A 16,184-nucleotide genomic window follows, 5' to 3' on the forward strand; every position below is an offset into this window, starting at 1 on the left:
TGTCTATTAAGTATTACAGCATGAAGAAAGGAATAATCAGTATAAAAAGTTTTTAGCAAATCTATGTGTAAGTTTTATAAGTGCCAGTATACAGTTTAGCATTTTTAATGCTAGCGACAAAAAATAGAGAGAGAACAGGAAAGGAGAGTTATGAATTACGTAGCTAAACGAAAAGGTATGAATGCTAACAAGGATTTAGCAAAAAAGTCGAAACGATATTTATAACCGACCATCGGTATGCAACATATAAGGAATTAAATGGAGGATTTATGGGGAATCAAAAAGGAAAGAACAAGACGTATATATCTATTCGATTAAATATAATGTTCCTTTGCATATTTTTACTATTCTCAGCTATTATTGTTCAGCTAGGAAAGGTGCAAATCGTAGAGGGAGAGGCTTATAAGAATCAAGTAGAAAGCAGTCAAAACGCAAAAACTAGCATTCCAGTTCCACGTGGACAAATACTAGATCGAGAAGGGAAAACAGTTGTTAATAATAAATCTCTTCGTACGATTACGTATACAAGGGTAAAGGGAATTACTAGTGAAGATATTTTAAAAACAGCAAAAGACTTAGAAAAAGTACTTGAAATTCCCGAACAAGATATAAATAAATTAACAGACATCGATAAAAAAGATTTTTGGATGCAGTTGAATAGGCAACGTGCGGAGACAATGATTACTAAAAAAGATATAGAAAAGTTAAAAGATAAGGGAATAGAAGGAAAAGAGTTAGATAAAAAAATAGAAGACTTAAGACGAAGTCGTGTTACAGAATTAGAATTGGCAGAATTAACAGCACAAGATTTAAAGGTGTTAGCTATTAAAAGTAAAATGAGTTCAGGTTATCAACTAACACCACAAATTATAAAAAAAGATGTAACAGATCAAGAGTATGCGCGAATAAGTGAAAACCTTGCTGAGTTTCCAGGAGTAGATGCAACAGTTGATTGGGAACGTAATTATGTAAATGGTAATTTATTTCGTTCCGTGTTAGGTAATATTACGAGTAGTGAAGAAGGATTACCAAAAGAAAACTTAGATTCTTATTTGGTACGTGGATATAACCGAAATGATCGTGTAGGAAAAAGTTATATTGAACAACGATATGAAGATGTCTTGCACGGTGCAAAAGAAGAAGTGAAAAACATTACTGATAAATCAGGAAACATTATAAACACAGAAATAATCTCTAAAGGAAAAAGTGGTAATAGTTTAACATTAACGATTGATATGGAATTACAAAAGAAAGTGGAAGAAAGTATAGAGAAAAATTTGAGAGCGTTTAAGAGTTCAGAGCCACTGTTGGACCGAGCTTTTGTCGTCATGACGAATCCAAATAACGGACAGATTTTATCTATGGCAGGCAAAAAGATTGTAGAAAAAGAAGGGAAAATAGAGATTGAGGATTTGGCATTAGGTAACATGACAACTTCGTATGAGCTAGGGTCAGCTGTAAAAGGTGCAACTTTATTAACTGGATATGAGACAGGGGCAATACAGCCAGGAGATCAATTTTATGATGCACCTATGAAATTTAAAGGTACACAAGCTAAGAAATCGTGGAATGTATCCGGATTTGGTAATATTAATGATTTACGAGCGCTACAAGTATCTTCGAATGTATACATGTTCCAGACAGCTTTAAAAATTGCGGGAGTTAATTACGTACCAAATGGCTCGTTGGATATAAAACAAGGAGCATTTGATACGATGCGCTATTATTTTAAACAATTTGGATTAGGAGTTCCAACAGGTATTGATTTACCGAATGAAATAATTGGACAAACTAGAAAAGTAGATAGTCAGCCTGGGTTTTTACTAGATTTTTCTATCGGGCAGTATGATACGTATACACCGTTGCAATTGGCGCAATATATTTCAACGATTGCTAATGGGGGTTATAGAATGCAACCTCAAATTGTACAAGAAATACGAGAGCAATCAATAAAAGAAGAAGAGGTTGGCAAAGTTATACGCTCTATAGAGCCTGTCGTATTAAATCGAATTGATATGAAGACAGAACATATTGATCGGATAAAAGAAGGGTTTAGATGGGTATTCCAAGAAGGTGATGGAACTGGCGTGAAACATTTCAAAAATGCTCCATATAAACCAGCAGGAAAGACAGGGACAGCTCAAACTGTATATGGTGGAGATGATCCAATTGGTAGAAATGCAAAAGGAGAACGTATGGAATGTTACAACTTAACGTTAGTTGGATATGCTCCATTTGATAATCCAGAAGTAGCATTTTCTATAGTAGTCCCATGGCTTCATGATGATAAAAGTGGAATTAATTCTATAATTGGAAAGGAAGTTTTAGATGTATACTTTGATTTGAAAAAGCAACGTATAAATGGTGAAGTTGCTGGTATAGATGTTTCGAATCAAAACCAGTAAAATTTGTGCACTTTTCTCAGGTGAAGAACCCCTGTTTATATAAAGGCATTAATAAGTAAAAAGATGAGATGTGAAATAAGCGATAGTGGCGATCATAGTTGCTATCACTTATTTTGTTAATAACTCTCATACTAGCTATAATTTTTTTTCAGTTTATGGAACAAATTTGGTTCCGTGATTGTCTATTATGTGTACGTATAAAAGGTGCTAAAAATTTGGAAGGAATGATGATTTTGAAAAATAAGAGGATGTTAAAAATAGGAATATGCGTTGGTATATTAGGTTTAAGTGTTACAAGCCTAGAAGCTTTTACAGGAGGGTCACTGCAAGTTGAAGCGAAAGAAAAGACTGGACAAGTGAAAAATAAAAATCAGGCGACGCATAAAGAGTTCTCTCAACTTGAGAAAAAATTCGATGCACGATTAGGTGTATATGCGATTGATACTGGTACAAATCAAACAATTTCTTATCGACATAATGAAAGGTTTGCCTTCGCATCAACCTACAAAGCTTTAGCGGCAGGGGTATTACTACAGCAAAACTCTACTGAAAAATTAAATGAAGTTATTACTTATACGAAAGAAGACTTGGTGGATTATTCACCTGTTACAGAGAAACATGTAGATTCTGGAATGACAATAGGAGAAATTGCTGAGGCTGCTATTCGTTATAGTGATAATACTGCAGGGAACATTTTATTTAACAAAATAGGCGGACCAAAAGGGTATGAAAAAGCGCTTAGACGGATGGGTGATCGGGTTACTATGTCTGATCGCTTTGAAACAGAATTAAACGAAGCTATTCCAGGAGACATTCGTGACACTAGTACAGCGAAAGCAATTGCTACGAATCTGAAAGCTTTTACGGTCGGAAATGCGCTTCCAGCTCATAAACGTAACATTCTTACAGAGTGGATGAAAGGAAATGCTACAGGAGACAAACTTATTCGTGCAGGCGTACCAACTGACTGGATAGTTGGAGATAAATCAGGAGCTGGAAGTTATGGGACACGAAATGATATTGCTATCGTATGGCCGCCAAATAGAGCACCTATTATCATCGCAATTTTATCTAGTAAAAATGAGAAAGAGGCTACCTATGATAATCAACTAATTGCAGAGGCAACTGAAGTGATAGTTAAGTCTCTTAAATGATAATTCCTCAATTCTTTATGTAACGTAATTGAAAATATGAACCTAGAAAGCGATTCTTTTCAATGTGAAAAGAATCGCTTTTTTGTATTCCTATAATGAATAGTAAGTATATAAGCGAAAATTATTATTTCATATACATTTTATGCTCTAAAGTGCATGAAGGGAGTTTTCTCCTGTGGTGTTAGTAGCAATATGATTATTATGTATACGATAATAATATTTTGGAGTAGTTAAGCTAGATACTCCTATATGGATATGTAATTTTACATATCCATATAAAAGACACATATGTGCTAATCACTATTAAATTATATTAAAATCATTTTCAGGTAAGGGGATTCATATAGATTTAAGGGAATCAAAGAATTTTTATGTTTAATTATCATAGTATAATTATTTCACTTTATGAAATGAAATTTGTATTTAACTTTTTTAAATATAATATTTTTAAATTCGAATAATGAATATCTGAAAAATCAAATTTAATCAATGTGATTTTCAGGTTTACTTATGAAAAACATAGTGTTTAAAATGAGGGGGAAGTAAGGTCCTTATATTCTATCAAAAATAAATAAAAAACGAGATACGATTACTCTATCGAAAAAATTTCTCTCCTCAAGTGTGTGTGATGAAATCCTAACGTTAGGTTGTACAACATTTACGATTAAAACTGTAAAAAACAATAGTGAAGAGGTGTACGGAATGAAGAATAAAATTATGACAGGATTTTTAATAACATCAATCGTTACTGGAGCGACTATTCCTATCAATACTCTCGCAACGCCAATCGTTCAGGCGGAAACGAAACAAGATAATATAGATATTTCCTCAGCATTAAGAAAAATAGGTGCACACTCCAAATTAACACAAACCTTTATAGATGGAGCCTTAGCAAGTCCGAATGTGCAACTTGAAGAAGTTCCATCTTTTAATACAACTCAATTTCTAATTAAACAAGATATGAAAGAGTGGTCATCAGAACTATATCCAAAATTAATTCTACTAAATTCAAAAAGCAAAGGATTTGCAACCAAATTTAATAGCTATTATCCAACATTAAAAAGATTTGTAGATAATAAAGAAGATAAAGAAGGGTTTTTAGATAGACTGGAAGTTCTTCAAGATATGACTATAACAAACCAAGAAAACGTGCAACGTCAGATTAATGAGTTAACAGATCTTAAACTACAGGTAGATAAGAAACTGAAAAATCTTGATACGGATGTGGTAAAAGCACAGAGTGTACTTAGTTCAGAGGGAACAGGAAAAATAGACAATTTAAAAAATGAAATGCTAAATACAAAAAAATCAATTCAAAATGATTTACAGCAAATAGCATTATTACCAGGAGCTTTAAATGAACAAGGGCTAACGGTATTCCAAGAAATTTATAGTCTATCAAAAGATATCATTGAACCGGCTGCTCAAACAGCGGTAGTAGCGTATAACAAAGGAAAAGAAATAAACAATGCTATTGTAGAAGCAGAAAAGAAAGCAGAGCAAGAAGCAACAGAAAAGGGAAAATCAGCTATAGAAATTGAAGCTGCCAAAAAAGAAGCACGTGAAGCGATAGAGAAAAGTAAAAAAGGTGAAATTGCTGCAGCTGCAGTTACAAAAACGAAAGAGTATGATCTTATGAAAGTAATTGATCCTGAAAAAATTAAAAAAACATATAGTACCTTTGCAGAAATTAATAAACTAACAGCAGAGCAACGAGCGCATTTAGATGATCTAGAGAAACAAAATCAAAAATTATATGACTTAACAACTAAATTAACAGTAGCAGATTTACAAAAATCAATGATTCTTTTCATGCAAAATGATTTGCATACATTTGCTAATCAAGTAGATGGAGAAATTGAGCTAATGAAACGTTATAAAGAGGATTTGAATCTAATAAATAATAGTATTACAAAATTATCGACTGAAGTTGATACAAATAACACTCAGTCTCAAAAAGATACATTAAGACGACTAAAAAATGTAACAAATCAACTCGAAGAACAAGTTAATAAATTTTAATATTAAGAAATTAGGTTTAATAAAAGGGTAATAACTCAACTGAAAATAAGGAGGAGAATTAAATGATGAAATTTCCATTTAAGGTCATAACTTTGGCCACGTTAGCAACGGTTATAACTGCTACGAATGGTAGTACTATTCACGCACTTGCACAAGAACAGACAGCACAAGAACAGAAAATAGAAAATTATGCGTTAGGACCTGAAGGGTTAAAGAAAGTGTTGGCTGAAACAGGCTCTCATATTCTTGTAATGGATTTGTACGCAAAAACAATGATTAAGCAACCGAATGTAAATTTATCCAACATTGATTTAGGTTCAGGAGGTGGAGAATTAATCAAAAACATTCACCTGAATCAGGAACTGTCACGAATCAATGCAAATTACTGGCTAGATACAGCGAAGCCAAACATTCAAAAGACAACACGTAATATTGTAAATTATGATGAACAATTTCAAAATTATTACGACACACTAGTAGATACTGTAAAAAAGAAAGATAAGGCGGGCCTTAAAGAAGGAATAGGGGATTTAATCGGTACAATTCATACAAATTCAAATGAAGTTACGGAAGTTATTAAGATGTTAGAAGCTTTCAAAACAAAGTTGTATACAAATACTGTAGATTTTAAAAATAATGTTGGAAGTCCAGATGGACAAGGGGGATTAACGGCCATATTAGCGGGAAAACAAGCACTAGTCCCACAACTTCAGGCCGAAATTGAGAATTTACGTTCTACGCAGAAAGCACATTTTGATAATGTATTAGCCTGGTCAATTGGTGGTGGATTAGGAGCAGCTATTTTAGTTATTGGAACGATTGCAGGAGCGGTAGTAATTGTTGTGACTGGTGGCACAGCGACACCAGCTGTTGTTGGTGGTCTAGCAGCTCTAGGGGCAGCTGGTATTGGTTTAGGAACAGCAGCTGGTGTTGAGGCATCTAATCATATGAACTCCTATAATGAAATTTCTAATAGAATCGGAGAATTAAGTATGAAAGCCGATCTTGCTAACCAAGCAGTTATTTCACTTACTAATACAAAAGACACGTTGACATATTTGTATCAGACAGTGGATCAAGCAATCATGTCTCTAACGAATATTCAGCAACAATGGAATACGATGGGAGCCAATTATAAAGATCTATATGATAATATCGACCAAATGCAAGAACATAAACTTTCTTTAATACCTGATGATTTAAAGGCTGCAAAACAAAGTTGGAATGATATTCATAAGGATGCAGAATTCATTTCAAAAGACATTGCTTTTAAACAAGAAAAAATAAATTAAAAATCAATATATATGCATAGGAGGAATTAAAATGAATAAAAACTTTCCTTATAAACTACTTGCTGTATCGACGTTTTTAACTCTGACAACAACTACTGTAGTTTCTCCAGTGGCAGCCTTCGCAAGTGAAAGTAAAATGGAACAAACTAGTACCGAAGATATATCTCTTTCTGTAAACAGCGAAAAGATGAAAAAAGCTTTGCAAGATGCTGGAGTATTTGCAAAATCTATGAATGATTACTCTTATTTGTTAATTAAAAACCCAGATGTTAACTTTGAAGGAATTGACATTAAAGGATATATAAATCTACCTAGTCAAATTCTACAAGATCAAAAGAATGCAAGAGAGCATGCTACGAAATGGGATTCTCACATAAAAAAACAACTTTTAGATACACTGACGGGGATTGTAGAGTATGATACTAAATTTGACAATTATTATGACACATTAGTAGAAGCGATTAATGAAGGGGATGCAGACACATTAAAAGAAGGCATTACAGATTTACAAGGTGAGATTAAACAAAATCAAGCATATACACAGAATTTAATACAAGAACTAGCTAAGTTAAGAGATAGTATTGGAGAAGATGTCCGGGCATTTGGAGGTCATAAAGATATTTTACATTCAATTCTGAAAAACCAAGCATCTGGAATTGATGAAGATGAAAAGCGCTTAAATGAAGTTTTAGAGCAAGTAAGACATTTTAAACAAGTAGAATCAGATGGAATAATAACTGTATCAATTCCCTCAATTCCTACGTGGATTGCTGGTGGTGTAATGATAGGGGTAGCAAGAAATAATTTAGGTACGTTAGAGCCGTTGTTAGCACAATTACGTCAGACTATAGATTATAAAGTAACGTTAAATCGTGTAGTTGGTGTTGCGTATAATAATATTAATGAAATGCACAATGCGATTGGATCGGCTATTAATGCACTTACCTATATGTCTGCACAATGGCATGATTTAGATTCTCAATATTCGGGAGTGCTTAGTCATATTGATAAAGCATCCCAAAAAGCGGATCAAAATAAATTCAAATTTCTAAAACCTAACCTGAATGCAGCGAAAGACAGTTGGAAAACGTTAAGAGCAGATGCGTTTACATTAAAAGAGGGAATAAAAACATTAAAAATGAATCCTGTTTCTTCAAAAAAATAGCGGAATACGGTATTTGTTGTAAGGGCATTTATACAGTTATAAAATGATTTTTTGTTCTTTATAAATTGAAAAGACGGAGGTATAATCAGGCCTCTGTCTTTTGTTTTATTGAAATGTTTTTATAATTCCATCCTATATGTAGAAAGTAGTTATACAAGTTTGAATTTTTAAGGTGAATAATTTTTATGAATTTTTCCGTAAAACTTAATCTATGATTAGTGAGCTTTATATTCTTATTTTCCTAATTGAATACTTTTATACAATTAGATGGAAGTTAAGAATACTAAATCAAAACATAATAGGTTGTTATTGATGAGTTTATCGTAAAGTTGTTATTTTATGTGTCATCAAATAACATTTATAAACAATTAGAAATAAAGAAAAGGAGACTATTATGAGAAAAAATAGAGTATTAGATACAACATAAATAGCGTAAATAGTTTTTGATGTAAAAACATGATAAATAAAATAATAGTCCTTACATGTACTAAGGGAAAATGAGGGAGATAATATGGGGAATAACTCAAAATATAAAACTAGAAAAATACTTGCAGCCACCGCTACAGTAACTATGCTTGCAACTGCAATGATTTCTACAACAGATATCATTGCAGAGGAAACAAAGCAGCAAAAAAAAATATCGACATCACTGCAAGAGGGAAAGTCAATCAAATCAGAAAATAGAACTTATACAGTCCCAGGAAAAGGGGATGTTGAGATACTAAAACAACAGGAAAGAAAAAGTATGGCATTTAGTCCATATGAACCAACTGGTTTATATGCAAAGCCAAATGAACAAATAACGATTAATGTAGAAGGAAATCAAGATATTCAAGCATACATTGGAACGTATTCGTATGATGCTTCTTGGAGAGAAGATTCTAAAATAAAATCATTTACATTAAAACCTGGTATAAACACAATCCAATCTCCAAATGGGGGAATGATTTATTTTTATAATAAACAACAAGGTGGTACTATTCGAACAACAGTCACAACAGGTGGGACGACTACTCCTTTCTTTGAACTAGGAAAGCATACGAAACAAGATTTAATAAACATGCTGGACCAATATCCAAATGCACATGCAGTGGAGTTAAAAGGAGAACGTGTATTAATTACGGCTAGCCCTGCACGTGTTAAGAAATATTTGTTGGGTTCTAATACAGATCCTGTACAACTCTTAAAAAAGATAGATGAAGCTAATCGAATTCAAGACAAAGTAGCTGGATTATCTGAAGAACAAGTAGATAAACATTATGTTCATTACGTAGAAGAAAATCATTCTCCCGATTATTATATGTATGCATATCCTTATCGAACTGCTTATGTAGGAGATGCAATCCAATACGTGTTAGATATTAATAAATTTATAAAAGATGGCTGGGGTCCATGGCATGAGGCAGGGCATTTGAGACAGCAATCACCTTGGAAATTTTATGAAATGACAGAAGTACAAAATAACATATACAGCCTTGCAGTAGAAAAAGCATTTACATCTAATCAATCTTTTAGATTGCAACAAGAGGGTGCTTATACTAAGGCGTTTCAATACTTAGAACAATCTAATAAAAATTATGATGAAATTAGTGATGCTTTTGTTAAGCTTGTTATGCTTTGGCAACTACAGTTAGCATATGGAGAGGATTTCTATCCTAAATTGCATCAATTGTATAGAGACATGCCTTCAAATGAACTTCCACAAACTGATGAAAATAAAAAACAATTATTCATGATTTCAGCATCAAAAGTAGCCAAACAAAATTTGCTTCCTTTCTTTGAGAAGTGGGGATTACGTCCAAATAACGATACCATTCAAAAAGTGAATGCATTAGGATATCCAATTTTAACAGCAGAAATTTGGAAGGGTACGGATTCTAATCCAATTAAACCAGATATGCCTAATGGAAATAATATTTTAGAAGGAAAACAGTTTGCATGGTCACTAAAAGGAATTAGTGATTTCGAGTTTGCTAAAGTCAATTTCAATAAGTCGACAGAAGAAATGCAAATCGACTTAAAAGAAGGCATACCGCACCATTATTTTAATGAAACATATGCGAGTATTAAAGTACAAAATGCATCAGGAAAAGTAGTATATAAGAAAGACATTTATGGAAACAAACAACAAAATGCTGAACTGCAAAAAGTTCCAGTCAAAGTAGGAGATTATATTGAGTTAACACATCTAGAAGGTGTGCATAGAGCAACTTTTATGAATGTCGATAATAGTAAACAAGAGAGCTTTGGAAAAAAAGCCATATACGAAGTTACAAAGGATGGCCTGAAAACAGTAAATCAAATTGTTAATCCGAAACCAGATACAGAGGCTCCGACACAGCCACAAGAATTATATGCAAGCAACCTTACTTCTAACAGTGTAGAGCTAAAATGGAATCCTTCTACAGATAATGTAAGTGTAAAAGAATATCAGGTATTACGCGATGGACAATTGATTCAAACAGTACAAGGAACGACGTATACTGATCAAGACTTAACAGTTAATAAGGAATATAAATATGCAGTGAAGGCCGTAGATGCAGCTGGAAATACATCAATTCAAAGTAACATTCTTCCGGTAAAAACAAAAGATCAAAATATATCTCATGAGAAATGGGATCCAAAGAAGGCGTATACAAAGGGAGATATAGTAGAACATCAAGGGAAAGTGTATGAAGCTATTCAAAATCATCAAGGAAATGGTGACCCGAATTGGATATTTGCTTTATCGTTATGGAAACTACTTACAATCAAGTAATATGTAAGAATTAGATGTGAAGATAGAACAACATAAATGGGGGCAGTATTTTAAAGAATTACTGGATGTTGCTTGAATTTTGATAGGTTTCTCTATTAAGTTAGTATTCAAAAATAAAAATAAGAAAAGGAAGTAGATTAGTGATGAGTCAGAAAACAAAGAAAAGGTTTAATAAAGTTATTATAATTACCGCAGCATGTAGCATGTTTTCTATGTTTGGAACGTCTATTTCGCACACTAAAGCTGCAACACATTCAGCTGCTCCAGCAGTTTATGTCAGTCCTCAAAATATACCTGCCTCAGATATTATTAGTATAGACTGGTCACCAGTTCAGACTCCACCTTATACGTACTGGGCTGTACACAACTGGAATGCAGGTGGTGAAGCTGGAGGATATGCTGGTTTTCAACAACAAAGTGGGTTTGATGAAAATGGAAAACGTACTTTACATTTTGCTTTATGGGATCCAATTTCCTCTAAAGAAGCAATAAAGGCCGAATACTTATCTCCGAATTCGCAAGCTGGGCCCTTTGGAGGAGAAGGAACAGGAATGAAGGTTCAAACAACTTATGGTTGGAAAGACTACAATTGGTACACAATGACAATGCGTTCATGGCAAGAAAATGGTCATACTAAATTTGGACAATGGATGAAAGATGTAACAAAGAATAAATGGCATCAAATTGCAATTATGGACTTTCCGGTTGCTAATGTTGCATTTAATCATGGATTAGGAATGTTTCAAGAAGACTGGGCTGATAGTGGACAGAATGTTCGAGAAGCGCGCCTAAAAAATGGTTATAGCCGAAAATTAGTTGATAAACAATGGAGTTCTTGGAATAATCAAAGTATTTCTGGAACGCATGATAATACTTATCAATATGATGGAGGATCTACTTCAGAATATGTATGGGTCAAAGCAGGAGGTAATACGCAGTCTACTATTGGGTCAGGAAAAATATTCAAGCTAAATCAACATACTCAACCTGAAATAGGAAAACTAGATTTTGATATCCAATCTATATATTATGAAAATGAAAAATTAAATGTATCTTGGAAACTAAAAGAAAATAGTACACCGCAATTTAAGGGGAAAATTGAAATTTATAACAATGAAAATATGACGGGCCAACCTATTAACGTAATTGATGATATTAAATCTTATCAAAATGGAATCAGTCAATCTATATCATTACCAACAAATGCTTATGCAAAAATTGTATTAACGGATATATTTGATCAAACTGTTGAGAAAAAGGTACAAATCAAAAATGAGTCTCCAAACATTTTTGAAGGTAATGAATTTGCATGGTCGCTGAAAGGGATTGGAGATTTTGAATTTGCGAAAGTAAATTTAAAAAAATCAACAGAAGAAATGAAAATTGATCTAAAAGCAGGTGTACCACATGACTACTTTGATAGTACATATGCAAGTATTAAAGTGCAAAACACATCAGGTAAAGTGGTCTATAACAAAGAGATTTATGGAAACAAACAGCAAAATGCTGAATCGCAAAAAGTTCCAGTTAAAGTAGGCGATTATATAGAGTTAACACATCTAGAAGGTGTACATAGAGCTACTCTTACAAATGTAGATAATAGTAAACAAGAGAGCTTTGGAAAAAAAGCCATATACGAGGTTACAAAGGAAGGCCTGAAGAAAGTAGAAAAAATGCCAGAAGCAACAATTTTAGAAGGAAACAAGTTTGCCTGGTCATTAAAAGGATATAGTGATAGAGAAATTGCAAAAGTAGATTATGATAAAACGGTAGAAGAGATGAAGGTAAAACTAGAAGCAGGTGTACCACATTCCTATTTTGCTAGTACGTATGCGAGTATTAAGGTCCAGAATTCTTCTGGTAACGTTCTGTACAATAAGGAAATCGTGGGAAATAAACAACAAAATGCTGAAAGCCAAACTGTGCCCGTCAAGGTAGGGGATTACATTGAATTTACCCATATAGAAGGAGAAGCAACAAAGGAAAAAACGCGAGCAACTTTAATTAACCTTGAAAATAACAAAAATGAAACCATTGGAAAAACAGCAAGATATCAAGTTACAAAAGAAGGCTTGAAGAAAGTAGAGAAAATGCCAGAAACAACGGTTTTAGATGGAAATCAATTCACTTGGTCACTAAAGGGATATAATGATCGAGAAATCGCGAAAATAGAATATAACAAAGCAACAGAAAAAATGCAGCTTAAATTAGAAGCGGGTATACCCCATCCTTATTTTGCTAATACGTATGCAAGCATTAAAGTCCAGAATTTATCCGGCAATATTTTGTACAATAAAGAAATTATAGGAAATAGACAACAAGATGCTGAGAGCCAAACCGTTTCAGTCAAAGTAGGAGATTGTATTGAGTTTACTCATATAGAGGGAGAAGCACAAAAGGAAAAGACACGCGCCACACTTACTAATCTTGAGAATAGTAAACAGGAGTATATGGGAAAGAAAAGAATATATCAGGTTACTTCTATGGGATTATTAATAAAGTCATAGATTTCACTACAAAAGTTAAATTATAGATTTATATATTATATAAAAATCTTAACCATTATACGCATTAAAAAATTCTCAAGAGAATATAGATTGGCGGGTATAGTATGAACATATTCAAAGGGTTTCTAATTTCATCAATTGCAATGACCACATTTGTAGGAACAGATCTAATCCTACAAAATGATAGTATTCATAATAAAGTTTACGCTGAATCTAATAATGTCACATACAAAGAAAGAGATTCACAGGAAGAAAGATTAATTGTAAAGTTTAAAAATCAAATTGACTTACCTTATGAAGATAGTATTGAGAAACGAATAAAAAATGGGGATTATGATAAGAATTTAAAGAAGTTATTTTCCGAAAATACGGAACTTACTTTGAATCGTCTGTTCTCATCTGTAAATCCGATAGAGATTGAAAAGTTATCAGTACAATCTAAATCAGTTGCTAATGAATCAGCTAATAATTTATTAAATTATTATATTGTACAAGCTCCTAATAACATAGAAATAGAATTATTACTAAAAAAATTTGAAACATCTCCTCTTGTAGAGGAGGCTTATATACAAGAAAATCAAATTTTGACACCCCCTGAAATACAGTTACCAAATTTATCTGTTAATCCGTACGATGATCCTAGATTTAAAAATCAAGGATATCTTGAAGCGGCACCAAAGGGAATTAATGCCTCGCATGCTTGGAGCATTAAAGGTGGTGACGGGAAGGATACAACTTTTGTGGATATGGAATATGGATGGTTATTGAACCATGAGGATTTAGTTAATAAAAATATTAAGCTTATGTCGGGACAAAATATAAGCCAGCATAGAGCTCATGGTACTTCTGTATTAGGAATTGTTTCATCTGAAGATAATCAAATTGGAAATATTGGAATTGCACCAAAAGCAAATGTAAAAGTAATATCCCAGATTAGGGATAACGGAATTTATAATACAGCGGATGCTATTTTAAGTGCTGTACATAATTTACAAGCGGGAGATATTCTTTTATTAGAGGCACAAGCTTCGTATGATGGGTATGGGGATAAATATTTACCTGTAGAAGTACATCCAGATATTTTTGATGCAATTCGTGTTGGTGCAGATAAAGGGATTATTATTATAGAAGCTGGCGCAAATGGTTCAAACGACTTGGATAATTTTAAAGATCGTAATGGAAAAAAAATCTTAAATCGAAATAGTCCAGACTTCAAGGATTCAGGTGCTATTATGGTTGGGGCGGGATCATCAACTGTTCCACATAAACGTTTATGGTTTTCAAATTATGGAAGTCGATTAGATGTATATGGATGGGGAGAAAATGTTGATACAACGTCAGCAAATCCAAGTCAAAATACTACAAATTTATATACATCAACATTTAGTGGAACATCAAGTGCTTCACCAATTATTGCTGGAGCAGCAACTTCGATTCAAGGTATTGCTAAAGAACATCGAGGTTCTCCTTATACACCAGCCGAATTAAGAAATATCTTAAGTAATCCGAATACAGGAACAAAATCTCAAGATCCATGGAATGATAGAATAGGTGTTTTACCTGATCTAAAATCTATATTAGATAACTTAGGTTTTAATTCAGATATCCCGAACTCTTCTAGTATTTTAGAAGGAAACCAGTTTGCATGGTCACTAAAAGGAATTAGTGATTTCGAGTTTGCTAAAATCAATTTCAATAAGCCGACAGAAGAAATGCAAATCGACTTAAAAGCAGGTGTACCGCATCATTATTTTAATGAAACGTATGCGAGTATTAAAGTACAAAATGTATCAGGAAAAGTAGTATACAAGAAAGACATTTATGGAAACAAACAACAAAATGCTGAATCACAAAAGGTACCAGTCAAAGTAGGAGATTATATCGAGTTAACACATTTAGAAGGTGTGCATAGAGCCACTTTCACAAATGTCGATAATAGTAAACAAGAGAGCTTTGGAAAAAAAGCCATATACGAAGTTACAAAAGAAGGTCTGAAGAAAGTAGAAAAAATGCCAGAAGCAACAATTTTGGATGGAAATCAATTTGCATGGTCGCTAAAAGGAATCAGTGATTTTGAGTTTGCAAAAGTTAATTTTAATAAGTCGACAGAAGAAATGCAAATCGACTTAAAAGCAGGCGTACCGCACCATTATTTTGATGAAACGTATGCGAGTATTAAAGTACAAAATGCAACAGGGAAAGTAGTATACAAGAAAGACATTTATGGAAACAAACAACAAAATGCCGAATCACAAAAGGTACCAGTCAAAGTAGGAGATTATATCGAGTTAACACATTTAGAAGGTGTGCATAGAGCTACTTTCACAAATGTAGACAACAGTAAACAAGAGAGCTTTGGAAAAAAAGCAATGTACGAAGTTACAAAAGAAGGTCTGAAGAAAGTAGAAAAGATGCCAGAAGCAACGGTTTTAGACGGAAATCAATTTGGTTGGTCTTTAAAGGGATATAGTGATAGAGAAATCGCAAAAGTAGATTATAATAGGGCTACAGAGAAAATGCAGGTGAATTTAGAAGCAGGTGTACCACATTCTTACTTTAATAATACGTATGCAAGTATTAAAGTACAGAATTCATCCGGTAGTGTTGTGTACAATAAGGAAATAGTGGGAAATAGACAACAAACTGCTGAAAGCCAAGCCGTGCCCGTAAAAGTGGGAGATTACATTGAGTTTACCCATATAGAAGGGGAAGCGGTAAAGGAAAAGACACGTGCTACACTTATTAACCTTGAGAATAATAAACAAGAATATATAGGTAAAAAAAGAACCTATCAAGTTACTTCTACGGGATTAAACAAAATAGATTAACATGAAAAAAACATTCAAATTATTAGTAAGATGCTAAATAGTCGTTCATTATG

8 protein-coding genes and 1 pseudogene are annotated in these 16,184 nt (G+C 33.2%); 8 read left to right on the forward strand and 1 reads right to left on the reverse strand.

The window, feature by feature from the left end; genetic code table 11:
• The first annotated feature begins 269 nt into the window (after nucleotides 1-269).
• Together J0835_RS12070 and bla are read left to right on the forward strand one after the other, a co-directional pair.
• Entirely contained in the window at nucleotides 270-2,405 is a 2,136-nt protein-coding gene (locus J0835_RS12070) for a peptidoglycan D,D-transpeptidase FtsI family protein (protein ID WP_087980454.1), read from the forward strand.
• Between the two features lie 227 nt (nucleotides 2,406-2,632).
• Nucleotides 2,633-3,559 carry a class A beta-lactamase Bla1 gene (bla, locus tag J0835_RS12075; protein ID WP_176373353.1) on the forward strand — a complete coding sequence of 309 codons (927 nt, stop codon included), beginning with the start codon at nucleotides 2,633-2,635 and terminating at the stop codon, nucleotides 3,557-3,559.
• Nucleotides 3,560-3,566: 7 nt separating this feature from the next.
• On the opposite strand, the pseudogene J0835_RS29200 reads toward bla, so the two are convergent.
• A pseudogene (locus J0835_RS29200) lies at nucleotides 3,567-3,653 on the reverse strand (undecaprenyl-diphosphatase); the annotation flags it as partial.
• Between the two features lie 608 nt (nucleotides 3,654-4,261).
• Between J0835_RS29200 and hblC the strand changes: the two are divergent.
• The 6 genes from hblC to J0835_RS12105 all read left to right on the forward strand — a co-directional run bounded on the left by hblC (nucleotide 4,262) and on the right by J0835_RS12105 (nucleotide 16,131).
• Nucleotides 4,262-5,581, forward strand: coding sequence for a hemolysin BL lytic component L2 (gene hblC / locus J0835_RS12080; RefSeq protein WP_087980456.1), 1,320 nt, complete (start codon nucleotides 4,262-4,264; stop codon nucleotides 5,579-5,581).
• Nucleotides 5,582-5,643: 62 nt separating this feature from the next.
• Nucleotides 5,644-6,873, forward strand: coding sequence for a hemolysin BL lytic component L1 (gene hblD / locus J0835_RS12085; protein WP_087980457.1), 1,230 nt, complete (start codon nucleotides 5,644-5,646; stop codon nucleotides 6,871-6,873).
• A gap of 31 nt (nucleotides 6,874-6,904) precedes the next feature.
• Nucleotides 6,905-8,038 carry a hemolysin BL binding component B gene (hblA, locus tag J0835_RS12090; protein WP_087980458.1) on the forward strand — a complete coding sequence of 378 codons (1,134 nt, stop codon included), beginning with the start codon at nucleotides 6,905-6,907 and terminating at the stop codon, nucleotides 8,036-8,038.
• A gap of 511 nt (nucleotides 8,039-8,549) precedes the next feature.
• Nucleotides 8,550-10,796: a M60 family metallopeptidase gene (locus J0835_RS12095; RefSeq protein ID WP_087980459.1), complete on the forward strand. Its 2,247-nt coding sequence runs from the start codon at nucleotides 8,550-8,552 to the stop codon at nucleotides 10,794-10,796.
• Nucleotides 10,797-10,936: 140 nt separating this feature from the next.
• Nucleotides 10,937-13,303 carry a putative mucin/carbohydrate-binding domain-containing protein gene (locus J0835_RS12100; RefSeq protein WP_087980460.1) on the forward strand — a complete coding sequence of 789 codons (2,367 nt, stop codon included), beginning with the start codon at nucleotides 10,937-10,939 and terminating at the stop codon, nucleotides 13,301-13,303.
• 104 nt (nucleotides 13,304-13,407) lie between these two features.
• Entirely contained in the window at nucleotides 13,408-16,131 is a 2,724-nt protein-coding gene (locus J0835_RS12105; protein WP_144536373.1) for a putative mucin/carbohydrate-binding domain-containing protein, read from the forward strand.
• The last annotated feature ends 53 nt before the right edge of the window (nucleotides 16,132-16,184 follow it).

This window comes from Bacillus cereus group sp. Sample62 (genome assembly GCF_036851315.1).
In the GTDB taxonomy this organism is placed as follows: Bacteria; Bacillota; Bacilli; order Bacillales; family Bacillaceae_G; genus Bacillus_A; species Bacillus_A wiedmannii.